The organism is Paenibacillus cymbidii (assembly GCF_004764705.1).
Classification (GTDB): Bacteria; Bacillota; Bacilli; order Paenibacillales; family NBRC-103111; genus Paenibacillus_AN; species Paenibacillus_AN cymbidii.
In genome coordinates this window covers 1-16,624 of record NZ_SHLX01000054.1, presented here as the reverse complement: position 1 = coordinate 16,624, position 16,624 = coordinate 1, and the positions used below count along the sequence as shown (strand labels likewise).

General features: G+C 60.6%; 12 protein-coding genes. 6 read left to right on the top strand and 6 right to left on the bottom strand.

The features are described from left to right. Positions 1-19: 19 nt before the first annotated feature. From EXY20_RS37475 to EXY20_RS37460, 4 genes are all read right to left on the bottom strand, one after another. A complete protein-coding gene (locus EXY20_RS37475) occupies positions 20-1,594 on the bottom strand; it encodes an ABC transporter substrate-binding protein (protein WP_135557562.1) in 1,575 nt (524 codons plus the stop codon). 73 nt (positions 1,595-1,667) lie between these two features. Continuing rightward, positions 1,668-2,576 (bottom strand): carbohydrate ABC transporter permease, encoded by a 909-nt coding sequence (locus EXY20_RS37470; protein ID WP_235886389.1) that lies wholly within the window; start codon positions 2,574-2,576, stop codon positions 1,668-1,670. Between the two features lie 30 nt (positions 2,577-2,606). Then, positions 2,607-3,530 carry an ABC transporter permease gene (locus EXY20_RS37465; protein WP_135557560.1) on the bottom strand — a complete coding sequence of 308 codons (924 nt, stop codon included), beginning with the start codon at positions 3,528-3,530 and terminating at the stop codon, positions 2,607-2,609. 173 nt (positions 3,531-3,703) lie between these two features. Next, positions 3,704-6,046, bottom strand: a complete 2,343-nt coding sequence (locus EXY20_RS37460) for an AraC family transcriptional regulator (RefSeq protein ID WP_135557559.1) — start codon at positions 6,044-6,046, stop codon at positions 3,704-3,706. A gap of 316 nt (positions 6,047-6,362) precedes the next feature. Between EXY20_RS37460 and EXY20_RS37455 the strand changes: the two genes are divergently transcribed. The 6 genes from EXY20_RS37455 to EXY20_RS37430 all read left to right on the top strand — a co-directional run bounded on the left by EXY20_RS37455 (position 6,363) and on the right by EXY20_RS37430 (position 14,462). Then, positions 6,363-6,896, top strand: a complete 534-nt coding sequence (locus EXY20_RS37455; RefSeq protein ID WP_135557558.1) for an NUDIX hydrolase — start codon at positions 6,363-6,365, stop codon at positions 6,894-6,896. A 17-nt stretch (positions 6,897-6,913) separates the two neighbouring features. Then, the gene (locus tag EXY20_RS37450; RefSeq protein WP_135557557.1) at positions 6,914-9,196 is read left to right on the top strand and encodes a helix-turn-helix domain-containing protein; all 2,283 of its coding nucleotides are present in this window, start codon (positions 6,914-6,916) and stop codon (positions 9,194-9,196) included. A gap of 192 nt (positions 9,197-9,388) precedes the next feature. Beyond that, positions 9,389-10,360: an ABC transporter permease gene (locus EXY20_RS37445; RefSeq protein WP_135557556.1), complete on the top strand. Its 972-nt coding sequence runs from the start codon at positions 9,389-9,391 to the stop codon at positions 10,358-10,360. Between the two features lie 15 nt (positions 10,361-10,375). Next, on the top strand, positions 10,376-11,272 hold the full coding sequence (locus EXY20_RS37440; protein WP_135557555.1) for a carbohydrate ABC transporter permease: 897 nt from the start codon (positions 10,376-10,378) through the stop codon (positions 11,270-11,272). 27 nt (positions 11,273-11,299) lie between these two features. After that, positions 11,300-12,967 (top strand): ABC transporter substrate-binding protein, encoded by a 1,668-nt coding sequence (locus EXY20_RS37435; RefSeq protein WP_135557554.1) that lies wholly within the window; start codon positions 11,300-11,302, stop codon positions 12,965-12,967. A 22-nt stretch (positions 12,968-12,989) separates the two neighbouring features. After that, a complete protein-coding gene (locus EXY20_RS37430) occupies positions 12,990-14,462 on the top strand; it encodes a sulfatase family protein (protein WP_135557553.1) in 1,473 nt (490 codons plus the stop codon). A 27-nt stretch (positions 14,463-14,489) separates the two neighbouring features. Here EXY20_RS37430 and EXY20_RS37425 read toward each other — a convergent pair whose 3' ends face one another. Beyond that, positions 14,490-15,689: a conserved virulence factor C family protein gene (locus EXY20_RS37425; protein ID WP_135557552.1), complete on the bottom strand. Its 1,200-nt coding sequence runs from the start codon at positions 15,687-15,689 to the stop codon at positions 14,490-14,492. Positions 15,690-15,793: 104 nt separating this feature from the next. Next, complete coding sequence (locus EXY20_RS37420; protein ID WP_135557551.1) at positions 15,794-16,381, bottom strand: guanylate kinase; 588 nt, start codon at positions 16,379-16,381, stop codon at positions 15,794-15,796. Positions 16,382-16,624 lie beyond the last annotated feature (243 nt).

The window sequence follows — 16,624 nt, the reverse complement described above, 5'->3', positions numbered from 1 at the left end:
GGTTCCCCTCCGTTCCCGCTCACTTCGTTTTTTTCCACTCGTCGATTTGTTTCTGCACTTCCGCAAGCAGTTTGTCCAGGCCCGCTTTTTTCAGCTTGTCGATATATTCCGGCAGCACCTTGCCGGGATCGGAGGCTCCCGTCATCAGCAGCGGTCCGTATTCCTGGGCGACCGACGTAATTTGCGCGAATTCGGTTTTCACCGGCGTCGTATCGAACGAAAATCCGATCAGGCTGGATACGTCGGCATTCTGGCTCGATTTGATTTTGCCTTCCAGCATGCCGGCCGGCTGCCCTTCGACGAGATAGCCGTTGCGGTCGAGATCGCCCCACGCCCAATTGTTGCCCGGCGCGTAGCCCGAATTCGGAATCAGCTTGATCGTGTTGTTCTCGAGTTGCGTGAAGTGTTTGTCCTTGATGCCCGCGCCGAGCAGCTTGAACAGGTCGCGGTCGTTGTTGACGAGTTCGTACAGCATCATGGCGCGTTCCGGATTTTTCGAGCGGGCGTTGATCGCGGTCATCGTCGAGAACGTGCTGGTGGCGACGACGAACGGCTTGCTCGTTTCGATGACGGATACGTCGCGTCCGCCGAATTGATTTTTGACTTCGCCTTCCACGCCCGGATAAATCGTGTTCGCCATGTCGACGACGATTTTGCCGGCTTTCAGATCCGCGCTTTTGTCGGCGATTGTCGGCGCGTCCTTGCTGATGTAGCCTTTGCCGTACCAGTCGTGCAGCAGCTCGAAATACGCCTTCGTCTCCGGCATTTCAAGCACGTTGAACGCTTTGGCCGACTTGTCGCCCCGCATGACCGCCACCGGGATGCCGGCGCCGATGAACAGCTCGACGCCGCCGTTGCCGATGCTGCCCCAGTTGTTGATGCCGCCCTTGGTCATGCCGAACGGAATTTTGTCGGGCTCGTTCTTCTTGATCGTCGCCAGCAGCGGCTCCAGATCCTTGAGCGACTTGATGCTCGCCGTGTCGACGTTGTACTTTTTGACGTACTCCTTCTGGATGTAGATGCCGTCCTGCCAGGCGATATAGCCGTTGACCAGGCCGTACAGCCTGCCGCCGATCTTCAGCCCGTCCCAGACGTTCTGCGGCACGGCCGCCTTGCGCTTCGGCGCGTACTTGTCGAGCAATTGGCTGACGTCGAGATAAGTGCCTTTTCCCGCATTCTGAAAATAGTTGTTCGCCCAGCTTGACGTAAAAGCAAGATCCCAGTCTTCGCCGGCGGCGATTTTCACTTTCATTTTTGCGTCGTATTCCCCGTTGGCGATAATTTTGAAATCGACCGTCGCGTTGAGCTTCTCTTTGATGATTTTGTTCGCTTCCGCGAACACGGCGTCCTGGTCCGGCTGCGGCGAGCCGAGCATGTACCAGGTCAGCGCAACCGGCTCCAGCTTGGCCGCCGGCGTTGGCGACGCGCTGCTTGCCGGCGCCTTGCTCGCTCCGGCAGGCGTTGCGCTGGCCGACGGCGAAGCGGCCCCCTCTTTTTTGTCGCCGCCGCAGCCGGCCAGCAGTCCCGCCAGCATGACGACGGCGATGCTTGCCGGAGCGATTTTGCCCCGGTGATCTGCGATGATGTTGCCCATCTTGCGTTACCTCCCTGTTCGTTGTATATATGCCATCCGCCCAAGCACGTAATTGAGGCGGGAGTAGCCGCGGTTATTCCTTGACGGAGCCGACGATCAGCCCTTTGACGAAATATTTCTGGAAAAACGGGAAGACGACCAGCATCGGACCGGCGGCCAGCACGGCGGTGGCCATGCGGGCGGTTTCGCTCGGCAGGCGCGAGAAGTCGACTCCAACGCTGGCGGCGACAACGGCATTTTTGGTCAAAAAGTCGATGTCGTTCATGAGCCGGTACAAAATCGCCTGCAGCGGAATCAGCTTGTTGTTGTCGATGAACATCAGCGACAAGTACCAGTCGTTCCAATAATGCAGAGCATAAAACAAGCCGACTGTCGCCAGCCCCGGCTTCGACAAGGGCAGCACGACCCGGACGAAAATCGTCCATTCGCCGGCGCCGTCGATTTTGGCCGATTCGTACAGCTCGTGGGGAATGCCGGACAGGAACCCTTTCAGAAACAGCACGAACATCGGAATGACGGTATAAGGCAGGATGAGCGCAAACAGCGTATCGCCGAGATGCAAATAGTTGACGATCAGGATGTACCAGGGCACCAGCCCGCCGCTGAACAACATCGTGAAGAAGATGTAGAAGGACGTGGCGTTCCGGTAGCTGTAATCCTTGCGTGTGATTGCGTAGCCGAGCAGGGTGGAGACGAACAGGGCAAACGCCGTGCCGGCTGCCGTAACGATCGCCGAAACGAGATAGCCGCGGATGAGCGCATCCGGCCGCTCGAGCACATAGCGGTAAGCGGACAGGCTGAATTCGGCGGGAATGAGCCGGTAGCCTTCCACGGTGAGCGCCGTTTCGTCGGTGAACGACCCCGACAGGACGAACAGAAACGGCACGACGCAGAACAACGAGAACAGGATGAACCATCCGTGAATGATTGCCGCCGACCAGACGGGAATCGCGGTCAGCTTCGAATCGCCTGAAACAGCCAAGTTGCCAAGCTCCTTTCCCATACGATGCGTTTAAAAAACGGCGTTGTCGCGGTTGATTTTCTTGACCACCGCATTGGTAACCAGCACCAGCACGAAGCCTACCGCCGATTGGTACAAGCCCGCCGCCGTCGCCATGCCGATGTCGCCGGTGACGCGGAGCGCGCGGAACACGTACGTGTCGATGACGTCCGTGACGGGATACAACGCGGTCGAGTCTTTCGTCAGGAAGTAGAACATGCCGAAATCGGAACGGATGACATGGCCGACCTGCACGAGCACCAGCAGCGTCATGAGCGGAACGAGCAGCGGAATGGAAATGCGCGTCATTTGCCGCCATTTGCTTGCGCCGTCGATCGCCGCCGCTTCATAGTACGTCTGGTCGATGCCGATCAGCCCGGTGTAATAAATGATGGTGGCGTAACCGGTCGCTTTCCAGATGTGGCAAATCGCCAGGATGGCAACCCAATAGCGCGGATGGGCGTACCATTGCACCGGCTGCAGCCCGAAGCCCGTCAGCAGATGATTGAGCACGCCCAGGTCCGTGTTCAGGAAGGCGTACAGGATGTAGCTGGCGACGACCCACGAGACGAAGAACGGGATGAACATCAGCACCAGATAAACTTTGGCCTTGTTGCGCAGTTCGTTCAGCATCAGCGCGAACGAGACGGAGATGAAGAGCGTCGTTGCGATGAACAGCAGGTTGATCCCGATCGTGTTGCGCGTCACCCGGTACGCGTCCTGCGATTGGAAAAAAAACGCGAAGTTTTTGAACCCGATCCATTCGCTCGCCCAGATGCCTTTGATCGGATAGTAGTCCTTGAACGCCAGCACGACGCCGACCATCGGCAAGTACGCGAAGACGAGCAGGAACAGGACGCCGGGCAGGCTGAGCAGGAGGATCGCCCTGTTCCGGCCGAATGTCCGGCTTGCTTGTTTCCATGCGATCGATCGCATTGTTTGCCCCGCTTTCTTCTTTGATATGCCTGTTGGTCCTCCGCAGCGGAGGAGGAGGCGGGTTTAACGATAACGCAAACGACCCGATCCGGGAATGAAAAAAAACCGGTCATCTGCACAAACCGGCTCCACTTTTTCGTGTTTTCTGTCTTTTTCCGGCGCATTCGGGCGGTTTAGCCGCTCCGGTCGGGCCTTTTGTGATGGAAAGTGTATTCGCGAGGGGTCACGCCGTACTTCTTCTTGAACATCTTGTAGAAGTACGTTTCGTTCTCGACGCCGACGGCCATGGCGACTTCGCCGACGGGCACGTTGCCGTTCTCCAGCAGCTCGGCCGCCCGGGTCAGGCGGATGTCGTTCAAATATTCGGCGACGGACAAGCCGGTCGCCGATTTGAACGCCTTGCCTGCATATTCCGTCGACAGCTTGAGCGAATCGGCGATGTGGCGCAAGCTCATCGCCGGATCGGCGAAGCCGGCCTGAATAAGCTGCTTGGCGGCTTCGGCGAGCTGTGTTTTTTTGTCGCTTGCCGGATCGCTTGCGCTTGCGGCCAGCGTTCGGAACAGCTGCTCGGACAGCGCCTCCCGCCATTCGTCCAGCGTATCGTACTCGGGCAGGCGCGATACGAGCTCGTCGAAGGCGACGGCCGTTCGCATCCCCTTATAGGCGGCGATTTCTTCGACGACCGCCTTCAGCCGGTGCACGAATGCGGCGCATGCCGGGGTGATTCGGCCGGCAGGCAGCGTCGAAATTTCGTTGCACACCTTCAGCAGGCCGGTCCGCACGTTGTCGGCGTTGCCGCTGCGAATGTCGCGGAACAGCCGTTTCTCCGCCGTTCCCTCGTAGGCGGCGGGGCGGTTGCCCAGCGCGTCCGGCACCGCATCCGGCAGGATGATGCATTCGCTGCCGTAAACGAAGGTGTAGGCGAGATTGTGCTGCGCCTCGTCGTAGCTGCGGGTCAAGTCCTTGAACGAAGCTTTCCCGCCGATCGCCGCCGAGAACGTAATCGGGTAGTGCCGCGCGACGAAATCCTGCGCTTCGCGCAGCGATTCGCTCCATTCTTCATGGCCGCCGGCGCCGACGGGCGGCTGCACGATCAGCGCCGCCTGATCGCGGCGAAATTCGAGCATTTCGCAGGCAAGGGAGCGGGAGAGCAGCTCGGACACGATATTGCGGACCGAGAAGCGGTACAGCTGCAGCTCTTTGGCGGCGAGCTGCAGCTCCAGCCGGCGGTAGCGGTCGAGCCGGACGACGCAAATGTGGAACGGGCGCTGCGGATCGAACGGCAAGCGGTATTCCGCACACGAGCGGCCGAGCTCGTGTGCGTCGATTTCCGCGCTTTCCGTCAGCAGCCGGCGGAGGAAATAAGATTTGGCGATTTCCGCGTTCGATTGCTGGCGCTGCAGGAAATGATCGTGCAAGTAGCCGATTTCGTCGTCTTGCCGCCTCCAGCCGCGGTTCGCCGCGCTGTGGGAGCTGACGGTGCGGACGAGCCCGCCGATCGGCCGGTAAATGCCTTTGGCCACGAGGAAGGAAATGGCCAGCGCCAGCAGGACGAACAAGCCGGTGATCGCGTACAAGCTTGTTTTGATTTGATTGATGTAGCGGTAGAGCTCGCCAAAATGCTGCGCCCGCAGCAGCACCCAGTCGGTGTTGTCCACGCCGGTATAAGCAATCAGGTATTGTTCGCCGCCGAGCCGGGCGGGGAAGAAGCCTTCTTCGGCGTTGATGCGCCCCGCCATCAGGCGGCCGGCATAAGCGTCGCCGACGCCCGCGAGCAGGCTGCCTGCGGCGTCGCTTCCGGCTGCGGCGAGCCGTCCGCCGCGGTCGGCGATGAAGATGGCGTCGTCGCCGCGTTTGCCTTCGCGGGTGACCGCCGCAATATTGTCGAACAGCCAGTCGGCATCGATATTGACGACGACCCCTCGCGGACCGCCGGCGTCTTCGTTGTCGTACATGAGGTAAGTAAAGACGTTTTTGTACGCCTTGTTGTCGGCGTAACCGCCGAGCTCTACCGTGCGCAGAACCGGCTTCAGCTTCGGCAGTCGGCCGGGGCTGGCGGCAAGCTCCTGGAAGCCGCGGTCGCTGTCGTAATTGCGGTTGCCGGCGGACCAGTAGGATTGGGTGCGCGGATTGTACACGTAGATCGAATCGATGAACGTCTGGGTGGAGGTGATCGAGCTGATGGCCCGGTTGAAGCGGACAATCGAGTCGTTGGCTTCCGCGTTGTCCTTGCTCATGACCGCAGCGATATCCGAATTGAAAAAAATCGCCAGCGCCGTTTGCTTCATCACATCATTCATGTACTCGATCGTATGCTTGACCTGCGCCAGCGCCTTGCGGTTCGCTTCGTACTGGTTGCGTTCGAGCAAGTCGTTCGTTCTGTAGTGTACCGCAAAGGCGAAGATGACGATGACGACGAGGAAGGCGGCGGCAAGCGAGACGGAAATGCGCCCCCGATAAGTGCGCGGCATAAACGAGCCGAACGGTTTGGGCAAAAGCAGTCGCAATGGCTTCATAGGAAAGCGCTTCCTTCCAAGGTCGGATGCAAATCATCGGTAAACGGGGCACCGCGCGGAATTGCCGATTGTTACCATCGATTATACATGGAACGTGCCGCGGACAGGAAGGGGGTTGCAAAATAGACTATTTAGTATGGCCTATTTCACCCTCCCCGCCCGGAGCGGAGCAACCCGCATGTCGAGCGGCAGGCGCTTGACCTGACAACATGTTTGGATGATGCAGGAAACGTGCTCCAGCTTGCAAAAACGCTATGCTGCGAAACGATGGCGTGTGCTATGATGGTGGCAGATGAACGAAGACGGAGGAAGGAATATGGGAGTTGCCCATGGGTTCCCGAAATTGGCAAATCCGATACAGTGGGGGCCGGTTACGGCCCGCTTCATGCCAAACGATCAGGAAGCGGATGAGCGCGAGATCAGCAATGTCAGCATTGTGCCGGTTTGCGGCGGCAGTTACGTCATGATGCAGCTGGAAGACGGGCGCTGGGAGCTGCCGGGAGGGACGAAGGAGCCCGGCGAGCGCTACCTCGATACCTTGCACCGGGAAATGCGCGAGGAGCTGGGGGCGGAGCTGCTGTCGTACCGCATCTGCGGACAGCTGCACTGCGAGTCGAGTTCGCCGCTGCCATACCGCGAGCATCTGCCGCATCCGCGGTTTATCCGGCTGTTCGGCTGGGGCGAAGTGAAGCTGGTCGGCCATCCGCTCAATCCGCCGGACGGCGAACGGGTAGCGGCAGTCGAGCTGGTGACGATCGACGAAGCGATCCGCCGTTTCCGCGAAGGCGGGCGAGACGAGCTGGCGGAGCTGTACCAATTCGCGCATATCAAACGGCGCAGCATGCGCTAGCAAACAGGGGGATCGGCATGCCAACGTTCAGACCGGGCCGGCAGCGCATTGTGCTGCGTTTTCTGCTGTCGTATTTGATCGTGCTGTTCGTTCCGCTTGGAGCCGGCCTGTACACGTACAACAATACGGCCCATCTGCTGGAGAAGGAAGCGGCCGATTCCAGCATGTCGCTGCTCCAGCAAGGCATGGAGACGCTGGACAGGCGGCTCGGCGAAGTCGACACGATCACGCGGCAGATGATGTTCGATCCGAAGGTGCGGCAAATTCAGCAGCTGCGCGATCCGTTCCAGGGGACGGCAACTTACCAGCTGGTCGACTTTCGGCAAAGTCTTTACGATTATACGCTGACGAACCGCTTCATCTCCGGCTATTATTTGCTGTTCAAAATCGGCGACCTGGCGATGACGGCCAAAGATACGTATACGCTGGAGCAGTTTTACGAGCATGTGTTCCGATACGACGGCGTTTCATTCGATGCGTGGTACGATCGGTTCCTGAATCCGTACCACCTGCAGCATTACATGCCGGCGGCGGACGCGACGCTGAACGGCGCGCACGGCCGGTACATCGCATATGTGCAGACGCTCGGCTACCGCGACCAGCCGCAAGGCGCGGCGGTAGTGCTGATCGACAATGAGCGGATTCGCGAGCTGCTCGGCAAGCTGAACATCGCCGAAGGCGGCTGGGCGTACGTGGCCGATCAGGAAGGCCATACGATCAGCACGGTGTCCGCGGCGCCGGGCGAGCTGTCCGCGCAGGCGCTCGATCTGCCGGGCGCAAGCGGCTTCCTGCGCCGGACGATCGCCGGCAGCGACATGTCGGTGACGTATTTGACGTCGGAGCAGACCGGCTGGCGCTACGTTTTTGTGCAGCCGCTGCAGGTCGTGCTGCAGAAGGTGCACTATATCAAGAAGACAATGCAAATTTACGCCGGCGTTTCGCTGCTTATCGGCGCGATGATCGCCTATTGGCTCGCTTACCGCAACAGCGGTCCGGTGCGGCGGATGGTCAGCCTGATCGCGGAGCGCTCCAGCGGCGCCACGCTGCGCACGGCCAACGCGTATCGGTTCATCCAGGAGTCGCTCGCCGGTTTGTACGATCGCAACGAACAATTGCGCGAGGAGATGGAGCGGCAGCGCGCTTTCCTGCGCGAGGCCTTGTTCGGGCGGCTGCTGCGCGGCGACATCGTGTCGGAGCGGGAGGCGCAGCCGCTGCTGGAGCATGCCGGCATCCGCCTGCAGGAAGGCACGGTCGTCGTGGCGCTGCTGCGGCTGGCGGAATCGAGCCTGGACGCGCTCGACATGCAGCGGCTGCTCGTGCGCGAGACCGCAGAGGCGATGCCCGCGGCGGCGGCGTTCGTGCACGAGCTGTCGCAGGACCGGATCGCGCTGCTGTTCGTTGTGCCGGCCGCCGATCCGGACGGCATCGGCTCGCTCGAACGGGCGCTGGAGCGGCTGCGCGACGAATTGAGCGGCCGCTACGGCATCGCGGCGGACATCGCCGTCGGCGGCGGCTACGAACGGCTGACCGACGCGCACCGCTCGCTGGAGGAAGCGAATCTCGCCCTGCACGCCCATTCGCGCGCCGGAAGCGACGCCTTGATCCGGTACGGCGATTTGCCGATACCGACCAGCTATTATTTTCCGCCGGATATGCAGGCGAAGCTGCTGAATGCCGCAAGAGCCGGCGAGAAGGAAGACACGCTGCGGCTGCTCGACGACTTGTACCGGATCAATACGGAGGAGCGCAAGCTGTCGCTTTACATGCTCGGCCTTTTCGTCAGCGAACTGTGGGGCAGCGCGGTCAAGCTGGCCGACCAGGCGGCAGCCGGCGACAAAGGGGCGGCGCTGCCGGCCGTCAAGGCGCCCGATCTGCGGCTGCATGCCGCGGACGACGCGGAGCGGGCGTACCGCAGCGTGCGGGAAACGTACGCGAGCGTGTGCGAGTATGCCGCCAGCGCCAAGAAGCAGCGCGCAGGCGAAACGGCCGACCGCGTGTCCGCGTTCATGTCGGCCCATTACGCCCGGGCGGAGCTGAACGTCAGCATCGCCGCGGACTACTTCCGCATCTCGGACAACTATTTTCCGCAATGGTTCAAGGAGCAGACCGGCATGACGTTTACGGACTGCATGCTGAAGCTGCGCATGGAGCGTGCCCAGCAGCTGCTCGCCGAAAGCGGTCTCAGCATCAAGGAAATCGCGGAACGGGTCGGCTACCAGTCGTCCAATACGTTCTGCCGCGCCTTCAAGCGGTATCATGGCGTCAACGCCACGTCCTACCGCGATATTGCCGAACGGTAACCGCCGCCCGGCTGGCCGTGTGCACATGCGGGTAAGCATTTGCACACGCCGGCGGGGCGGTTTTCTTCGTTTATGCACACTTTGTAAGCGAATTCATATATACCGCCGCACTCGCTTTTCCTATACTGAAAACAGGCAACCGGCCGGGAGCCGCTTACGCACAAGAAGCAAAAAGCAAGGGAGGCGGACAAGATGGGAGCCGCTCACACAACGACAACGGCGCAATCGCCGCCGTTCCGAAGCCGACCTCGCGACGGGAACAGTTGGAAGCGCATTCTTGCGCGCTGGCAGCTTTATGCGCTGCTCGTGCCGCCGCTTGTTTATTTGGCGCTGTTCAAGTACATTCCGATGTACGGCGTGCAAATTGCCTTCCGCCAGTTTCTGCCGTCCAAAGGGATGACCGGCAGCGACTGGGTAGGCTGGCGGCAGTTCGACCGCTTTTTCCATTCGAACGACTTCTGGACGGTCATGAACAATACGATCGGGCTCAGCTTCTATCACCTGCTCGCCAATTTTCCGTTTCCGATTCTGCTCGCGCTCAGCCTGCATTATGTCGCCAACAAACGGTTCAAGAAAACCGTGCAGATGGTTACGTATGCGCCGCATTTCATCTCCGTCGTGGTGCTGGTCGGCATCGTCATGCAGGTGCTGGATCCGCGCGTCGGCATCGTCAATCACGTGCTGGAGCGGTTCGGCGCGGAACCGGTCAATTTTATGGGCAAGGCGGGTTTGTTTCAATCGATTTACGTCTGGTCGGGTGTTTGGCAGCATGTCGGGTTCTCCTGCATCATATATTTGGCCGCGCTGAGCGGCATCGATCCCGCGCTGCACGAAGCGGCGGTCGTCGACGGGGCGAGCAAGATCAGGCGCATGTGGCACATCGACTTGCCGGGCATCATGCCGATCGCCGTCATCCTGCTTATTCTGAACGTGGGCAACATGCTCGACACCGGCTTCGAAAAGGTGCTGCTGATGCAAAATCCGCTCAACCAGCAAACGTCCGAAGTGATCGACACCTATGTGTACAAGGTCGTGTTCCAGTCCGTGGCCGTCAATTATTCGTATGCGTCCGCTATCGGCTTGTTCAAGTCGTGCGTCAACCTGGTGCTGCTTGTCGCCGTCAATCAGATCGCCCGCAAGCTGAAGACGACCAGTCTGTGGTGAAACGGAGGGAGAACGGTGGAATTTGCCCATATAAGGGAAACTAAAGGGGACCGCGCGTTTACGATCGTCAACACGACGGTGCTGTTGCTGATTTTCGCCAGCGTGCTGTACCCGCTGCTCTACATTGTCAGCTCCTCCTTCAGCTCCTCGTCCGCCGTCATCTCCGGCCGCGTCGTGCTGTGGCCGGTCGAGCCGACGCTGGACGGTTACGCGGCCGTGTTCAAGGAGCACCGGATCTGGAGCGGCTTCGGCAACACGCTGATATATACGTTCGCCGGCACCGCGATCAATGTCGTCATAACGATCATGGCGGCGTATCCGCTGTCGCGCAAAGATTTGGCCGGACGAGGCGTGCTGATGTTCGTCTTTATGTTCACCATGCTGTTCACCGGCGGCATCATTCCGACCTATCTGCTGGTCAAAGCGATCGGCATCCTCGACACGCGCTGGGCGCTGCTGCTGCCGGGGGCGCTCGGCGTGTTCAACATGATTATCATGCGCACGTACTTCATGACGACGATTCCGGATGAACTGCTGGAGGCCGCCCAACTGGACGGCTGCAGCGACTGGAAGTTTCTGCGGCGGATCGTACTTCCGTTGTCCGGACCGATTTTGGCCGTGGTGACGCTGTTTTACGCGGTGGGGCACTGGAACCAGTTTTTCAACGCTCTCATCTATTTGAAGAACCAGCACTTGTACCCGCTGCAGATCGTGCTGCGCGACATCCTGATCCGCAACGACATCGACGCTTCGCTGCTCAGCGACGCCGAAGATTCGGCCAAAGAGCAGGGACTGCGCGATTTGCTCAAATTTTCGCTGATCGTCGTGGCGACGTTTCCGGTGCTGCTGTTTTACCCGTTCGTACAGAAGCATTTCGTCAAAGGGGTTATGGTCGGCTCGTTAAAAGGATAACTGACGTCCATCCAAGGGAGGTTTCGCATGAAAAAAACAATCGGAGCCGCGCTCGCTCTCACGCTGCTTGGCAGTGTGGCGCTCAGCGCCTGTTCGTCCAAAGAAGAATCGACGCCGCAAGGAACGGCTGCCCAAGGCACCGGCAAAGTGACGCCGGCAGGTTCGTTCCCGATCACGAACGACAAAACGACGCTCAAGGTCATGGTCAAGCAGAACGCGCTTGTCGAAGATTTTGCCACGAACGAGTTTACGAAATGGCTGGAGCAGAAGACGAACATCCATATCGACTGGGATGTGGTGCCCGCCAGTTCGGCGCAAGACAAGCTGAACATCGTGCTGGCGAGCAGCGATTACCCGGACGTGATCATGGACTTCAACGTGTCGGCGACGCAGCAGATGATAAACGGGGCGCAGGGCATTTTCCTGCCGCTGAACGGCTACATTGACAAGTACGGCGTTGAATTCAAGAAGGTGCTGCAGGAAAACGACTACCTCAAGGGCATCATCACCGCGCCCGACGGCAACATTTACAGCCTGCCGCAGGTCAATCAATGCTACCATTGCTCGATGCCGCAGAAAATGTGGGTTTACAAGCCGTGGCTCGACAAGCTGGGGCTGAAGCTGCCGACCACGACGGACGAGTTCGAGCAGATGCTGAAGGCGTTCAAGGAGAAGGACCCGAACGGCAACGGCAAAGCCGACGAAATTCCCCTGGCCGGCTCGCGGCCGAACGCGGGCGCCAACACGCAGATCGACCAATATTTGATGAACGCCTTCATCTACAACGACACGAGCGCCAAACGGCTGTCGATCGTCGGCGGCAAAGTGACGCCGGCCTATAATCAGGCGGGTTGGCGGGACGGGCTGCGCTATTTGCACAAGCTGTACGCCGGCGGGCTGATCGCGCCGCAAACGTTCACCCAGGACGACAAGCAGCTGAAGCAGATGGGCGAAAATCCGAACGTGCCGATTCTCGGCGCGTCGAGCGCGCAGCATATGGGCATTTTCACCGATACGTCGGCGAAGGGCACGCGCTGGTCCGATTATGTGGCCGTGCCGCCGCTGAAAGGGCCGGGCGGCCTGCAGGTGACGCCGCTGAATCCGTGGGGCATCAGCCCCGGCAACTTCATCGTCACGAACAAGGCCAAAAATCCGGAAGCCGCTTTCCGCATGGCCGACGCGTTGTTTAACCGCGAATTTACGATGAATTCGGTATTCGGCCGCGAGAACCAGGAATGGCGCTGGGCCAAGTCGGGCGAGCTCGGCATGGACGGCAAACCGGCGATCTGGGCGCGGCTGCAAAATTTCGGCACGATCCAGAACGTGTTCTGGGCCCAAACCGGGCCGTCGTACCGTCCGGCGGCGCTGCGGGCCGGCGAGGCTACCGATCCTGCGGTCAAATCGCTGAACGCCGTGCTGCAGATGGAAACCCAGACGGACTACGAGCCTTATAAACAGAAGCAGGAAGCGCTGCTGCCGCCGCTCTTCTTCACGAACGAACAGGTGACGGAGCTGGCGGACATGGAGAAGTCGATCGTCGATTACGTCGAGCAGATGCTGGCGCGGTTCGTCATTGGCGACGCCGATCTCGACAAGGACTGGGACACGTATGTGAAAACGCTGGAGTCCAAAGGGTTGACCCGGTATTTGCAAATTTACCAGCAAGCCTACGACGCGTCGTTCAAGAAAAAGTGAGGTTTGGAAGGAGCCGCAGCGGATGAAACGACCGAATGTCCTGTTTCTGTTCAGCGACCAGCACAATGCGCGCTGCCTTTCGTGCGCCGGGCATCCCGACGTGCGGACGCCGCATCTCGACCGGCTGGCGGGGGAAGGCGTACGCTTCGAGCAAGCTTACGCGAACAATCCGATCTGCACGCCGAGCCGGATCAGCTTCCTGTCGGGGCTGTACCCGTCGACGCACGGCTATTACGGGCTGTACGGGCCGTCGCCTTCGGCGCCGATGACGAGCCTGTTCCGCTGGTTCCGCGAGCACGGCTATCGCACAGGGGCGCTCGGCAAGCTGCACACGCCGCGGTACTGGATCGAAGCCGACTGCCAGTTCGTCTATGACGAGTTCATCGAGTTTCCCAAATATGCCGAAGGAGCCGGCTTGTACGAGCGCAACGACAACCGCGCCTTTCTCGGCGAGCGGGATGGGGAAACGTCGCTGCTGCCGCTTGAGCACAGCTGCGAGCTGGCGCTGGCGAAACAGGCGGTGCGGTTCATGCGCGGCGAAGGCGAGCCGCGGGACCGGGAGAGCGCGGAGAAGCCGTGGCTGGCATGGGTCAGCTTCTCCCGGCCGCACCAGCCGTACACGCCGTCGGAGCCGTTCGCGAGCATGTATCCGCCGGAAGCGTTGACGCTTCCGCCGTTCGGCGACGGGGAGAAGGCGGAGGTGCGGCGGAAGCGGGGCGACCTGCCGGAAGCGCGGCTGCGCAAACTGCTTGCCGCTTACCTTGGGCTGGTCAGCCAGGTTGACCATGCGATCGGTTTGATCGTAGAGGAACTGGAGCGGCTCGGTCAACTGGAGAATACGATCGTCGTGTATTGCGCCGATCACGGCGATTATGCCGGGGAACACGGATTAATGGAAAAAAAAGGCGGAATTAGCTACAGCGCGATTACGCGCGTCCCGCTGATCGTCCGGCTGCCTTCGGGTTCCGGAGGCCCTCGGGGAACGGTAAACCGCGATATCGTCGAATCGGTTGACTTGTTCCCGACGTTGTGCGCGCTGGCCGGCATCGACGCGCCGAATACAGTGCAGGGAAGCAGCTTCGCCGGGCTGTTGGCCGGCGGGGGCGGCGGGGAAGGTGAACAAGGCCTTGCAAGCGGTGGCTTCGAAGGTGGCGACGCGGAAGGGGAAGGCGGCGGCTTTCGCACGAGCGCGCTGACGGAAAATGCGTACCGCAAGGCGATTGTGGCGGGCGGCTGGCGGTATGTGGCGAACCTGGACGGCGAGCAGGAGGACGAGTTGTACGACCTGGACGCCGACCCGTGGGAGCTGTGCAACCGCATCGACGAACCGGCATGCGCGGACAAGGCGCGCGACATGCTGCGGCTGCTGCTGGACCGGACCGTTCGCGCGCGCAAGCCGATCAACACGATCAACGGCTCCTGGCACCGGCACGCTTATGACCTCGACGGACGCATCGACCTTGGCAGCTGCGGGCCGAGCAATGCGTATTGGTGAAATGGTCGTTGGCGAAACCGGCCGCGCTTATTCGCGCGGCCGGTTCGTCATTTGCTGCCACACCGAGCCGCTGGCGGCCGTGCCGCCTTCGATGCGCTCGAGCGCCATATTGATTTGCATGCGCACCTCGAACTCGGTTTCGTTGCGGGCGGCGCGAAGCGCTTCAAGCGCGCGCTCGTCGCCGGCTTCGAACAGGAAGCGGGCGGCTCGCCAGCGCACGAGCTTGTTCGCGTCGCGCAGCGCATCGGCCATCGCAGGTGTTGCCGAAGGGTCGCCGATATCGGACAGCGTATCGCCGGCGGTGCGGCGGACGGCGGCGGAAGCGTCGCTCAGCGCGCGATACAGGTAAGGCAGCACGAACGGCTCGCGCAGATCGCCGAGGTAAACGGTCGCCAGCCGGCGAATCGAGACGTTCGCATCGTCCAGCGCTTTGACGAGCAGCGGCAACGTTGCTTCCGTCGGCTTGATCCGTTGCAGCGCGGCATAGCGCACTTTCCAGTCGGCGTCGTCCAGCTGGCGGGAGACGTCCTGGACGTTCCGTTCGGAGAGCGCGGATTCCTCTGCGGCGGTTCCAGCTTCCGGGTTCGGGTTCGGTTGCTCTCCTTGCATCTCCGCCTGCGTCACCATTTCGTCAAGCCGTTCCTGATCGTAGGCCGCGTCAAGCTCGCGCACGACCTGCTCCAGAATATCGTCCAGTTCGCCGTACCGCGCTCCTTGCTCTTCCAGCTTGCGTTCGCGGATCAGGTTCGGCGAAGCCATCCCCGCTTTCATCGCCGCGGCGGCGAACCGTTCGGGCAACGCCGAGCGCCGCTCCTCGCGTCCGTCGTTTACGCGCACCTGCATCGGGATGGAGCGGAACGTTTGCACGAGCACGTTCACTTCGCCCCACGCTTCTGCCGGCTGTTGCCGCGCGTTGGCTGCGGCGCTTGTCCCGGGCTGCGGCGGCGCCGCGGTTTCGTGCGTGCCGAGCACGTCGCGGACCCCGGACAGGATCGTTTGCCAGTCGGCCTTAGGATGGCGGTCGACCGCGATGAAGTCGGCGGCGTGGTACAGGCCGGTAACGCCTTCGATCGCCAGGACGCGGCGGGCGTAATCGGGTATGGCCGCGTTGGCGTCGGCGGCGCTGCGGCCGGCGAAGGACAACCGGACGCCGGCGGGCAGCGATTCGTCCATGTTCAGCTTCATGGAATTGGGGCTTGGTGTCGGTTCGATGGAAACGATGCGCATCGGCCATGGCTCCTTTCGCGTTCGCAAGATGAGCAAAAAACCCGCCCGGGCAGCCGGATTGCGGGTTTGCGAATTGGTTTCGATTGTTGATCATTCGGGAAGGATCAATCGAGATCGAGCAATCCGCGTTGCAAGTAGTTCTCCAATTCATTCGACACATCAAAAATGGTATGCGAGGAGTCAAGGTTCTCGTAGGCGTGTTCGCACGAAGCGCGGTAAGCCATCTCCTCGTCGTAATGGGACATGTAGCGTTCGATCATGTCGTCGGTGTCGCCGCGCTGTTTCTGCCGCTCGATCAACGTTTCCTTGTCGGCGTAGATGAAAAACCGTTTGACATTGTCGCCGTACGATTCTTTGATCATTTCGGCGCCGTAGCGGTTGAGGATCAGATAGACGCATCCGTAACGCTCCAGCAGCGTGGCGATATCGCCGCTTTTTAGACCGTACAGGTTGCCGTCGATTTCGAGCACTTCAATGAATTCGTTGTTGTGCTGCGCGGCCAAAAATTGTTCCCGCGAAACGAAGAAATAATCTTCGCCTTCGGTTTCCGTCGGCCTTTTCTCCCGGGTGGTATAGGAAAGCACCTGCTTCATGTTGAGCGTCGAACCGGCCATTTCCGCGATCGTTTTGCGACCGGCGCCGTTTGGTCCAGTGAAGACGAAGATCATTTCTTTGTTTGACAATGAAGGCATGGCGTTCATTCCCTTCCCCTGATTTAATTTCTATTATAGAAGAAATGCGCCGCTTATTCCATGCGTGCTTTATGAAAAAAATGTTAGCGCCCGCGTCTCCCGCCGCCATTGCCATTGCCGGGCTTGCGTCCGCCGCCCTTGCGGGGAGCGGCTCCCGTGCTGCGGTTGCCGGCGCCGTTGCGTGCGCCGCCGCTGCTGCGCGCGCCGCCGCGCCCGCCGGCGCCGCGCGGAGCGCGCTCGGCG

What these genes read in the sequence shown, in the direction of transcription:
- EXY20_RS37450 (WP_135557557.1), top strand. Translation starts at nt 6,914, where the DNA reads ATGCCAACGTTCAGACCGGGCCGGCAGCGCATTGTGCTGCGTTTTCTG.
- EXY20_RS37420 (WP_135557551.1), bottom strand. Translation starts at nt 16,381, where the DNA reads ATGCCTTCATTGTCAAACAAAGAAATGATCTTCGTCTTCACTGGACCA.
- EXY20_RS37475 (WP_135557562.1), bottom strand. Translation starts at nt 1,594, where the DNA reads ATGGGCAACATCATCGCAGATCACCGGGGCAAAATCGCTCCGGCAAGC.
- EXY20_RS37445 (WP_135557556.1), top strand. Translation starts at nt 9,389, where the DNA reads ATGGGAGCCGCTCACACAACGACAACGGCGCAATCGCCGCCGTTCCGA.
- EXY20_RS37425 (WP_135557552.1), bottom strand. Translation starts at nt 15,689, where the DNA reads ATGCGCATCGTTTCCATCGAACCGACACCAAGCCCCAATTCCATGAAG.
- EXY20_RS37435 (WP_135557554.1), top strand. Translation starts at nt 11,300, where the DNA reads ATGAAAAAAACAATCGGAGCCGCGCTCGCTCTCACGCTGCTTGGCAGT.
- EXY20_RS37455 (WP_135557558.1), top strand. Translation starts at nt 6,363, where the DNA reads ATGGGAGTTGCCCATGGGTTCCCGAAATTGGCAAATCCGATACAGTGG.
- EXY20_RS37430 (WP_135557553.1), top strand. Translation starts at nt 12,990, where the DNA reads ATGAAACGACCGAATGTCCTGTTTCTGTTCAGCGACCAGCACAATGCG.
- EXY20_RS37465 (WP_135557560.1), bottom strand. Translation starts at nt 3,530, where the DNA reads ATGCGATCGATCGCATGGAAACAAGCAAGCCGGACATTCGGCCGGAAC.
- EXY20_RS37460 (WP_135557559.1), bottom strand. Translation starts at nt 6,046, where the DNA reads ATGAAGCCATTGCGACTGCTTTTGCCCAAACCGTTCGGCTCGTTTATG.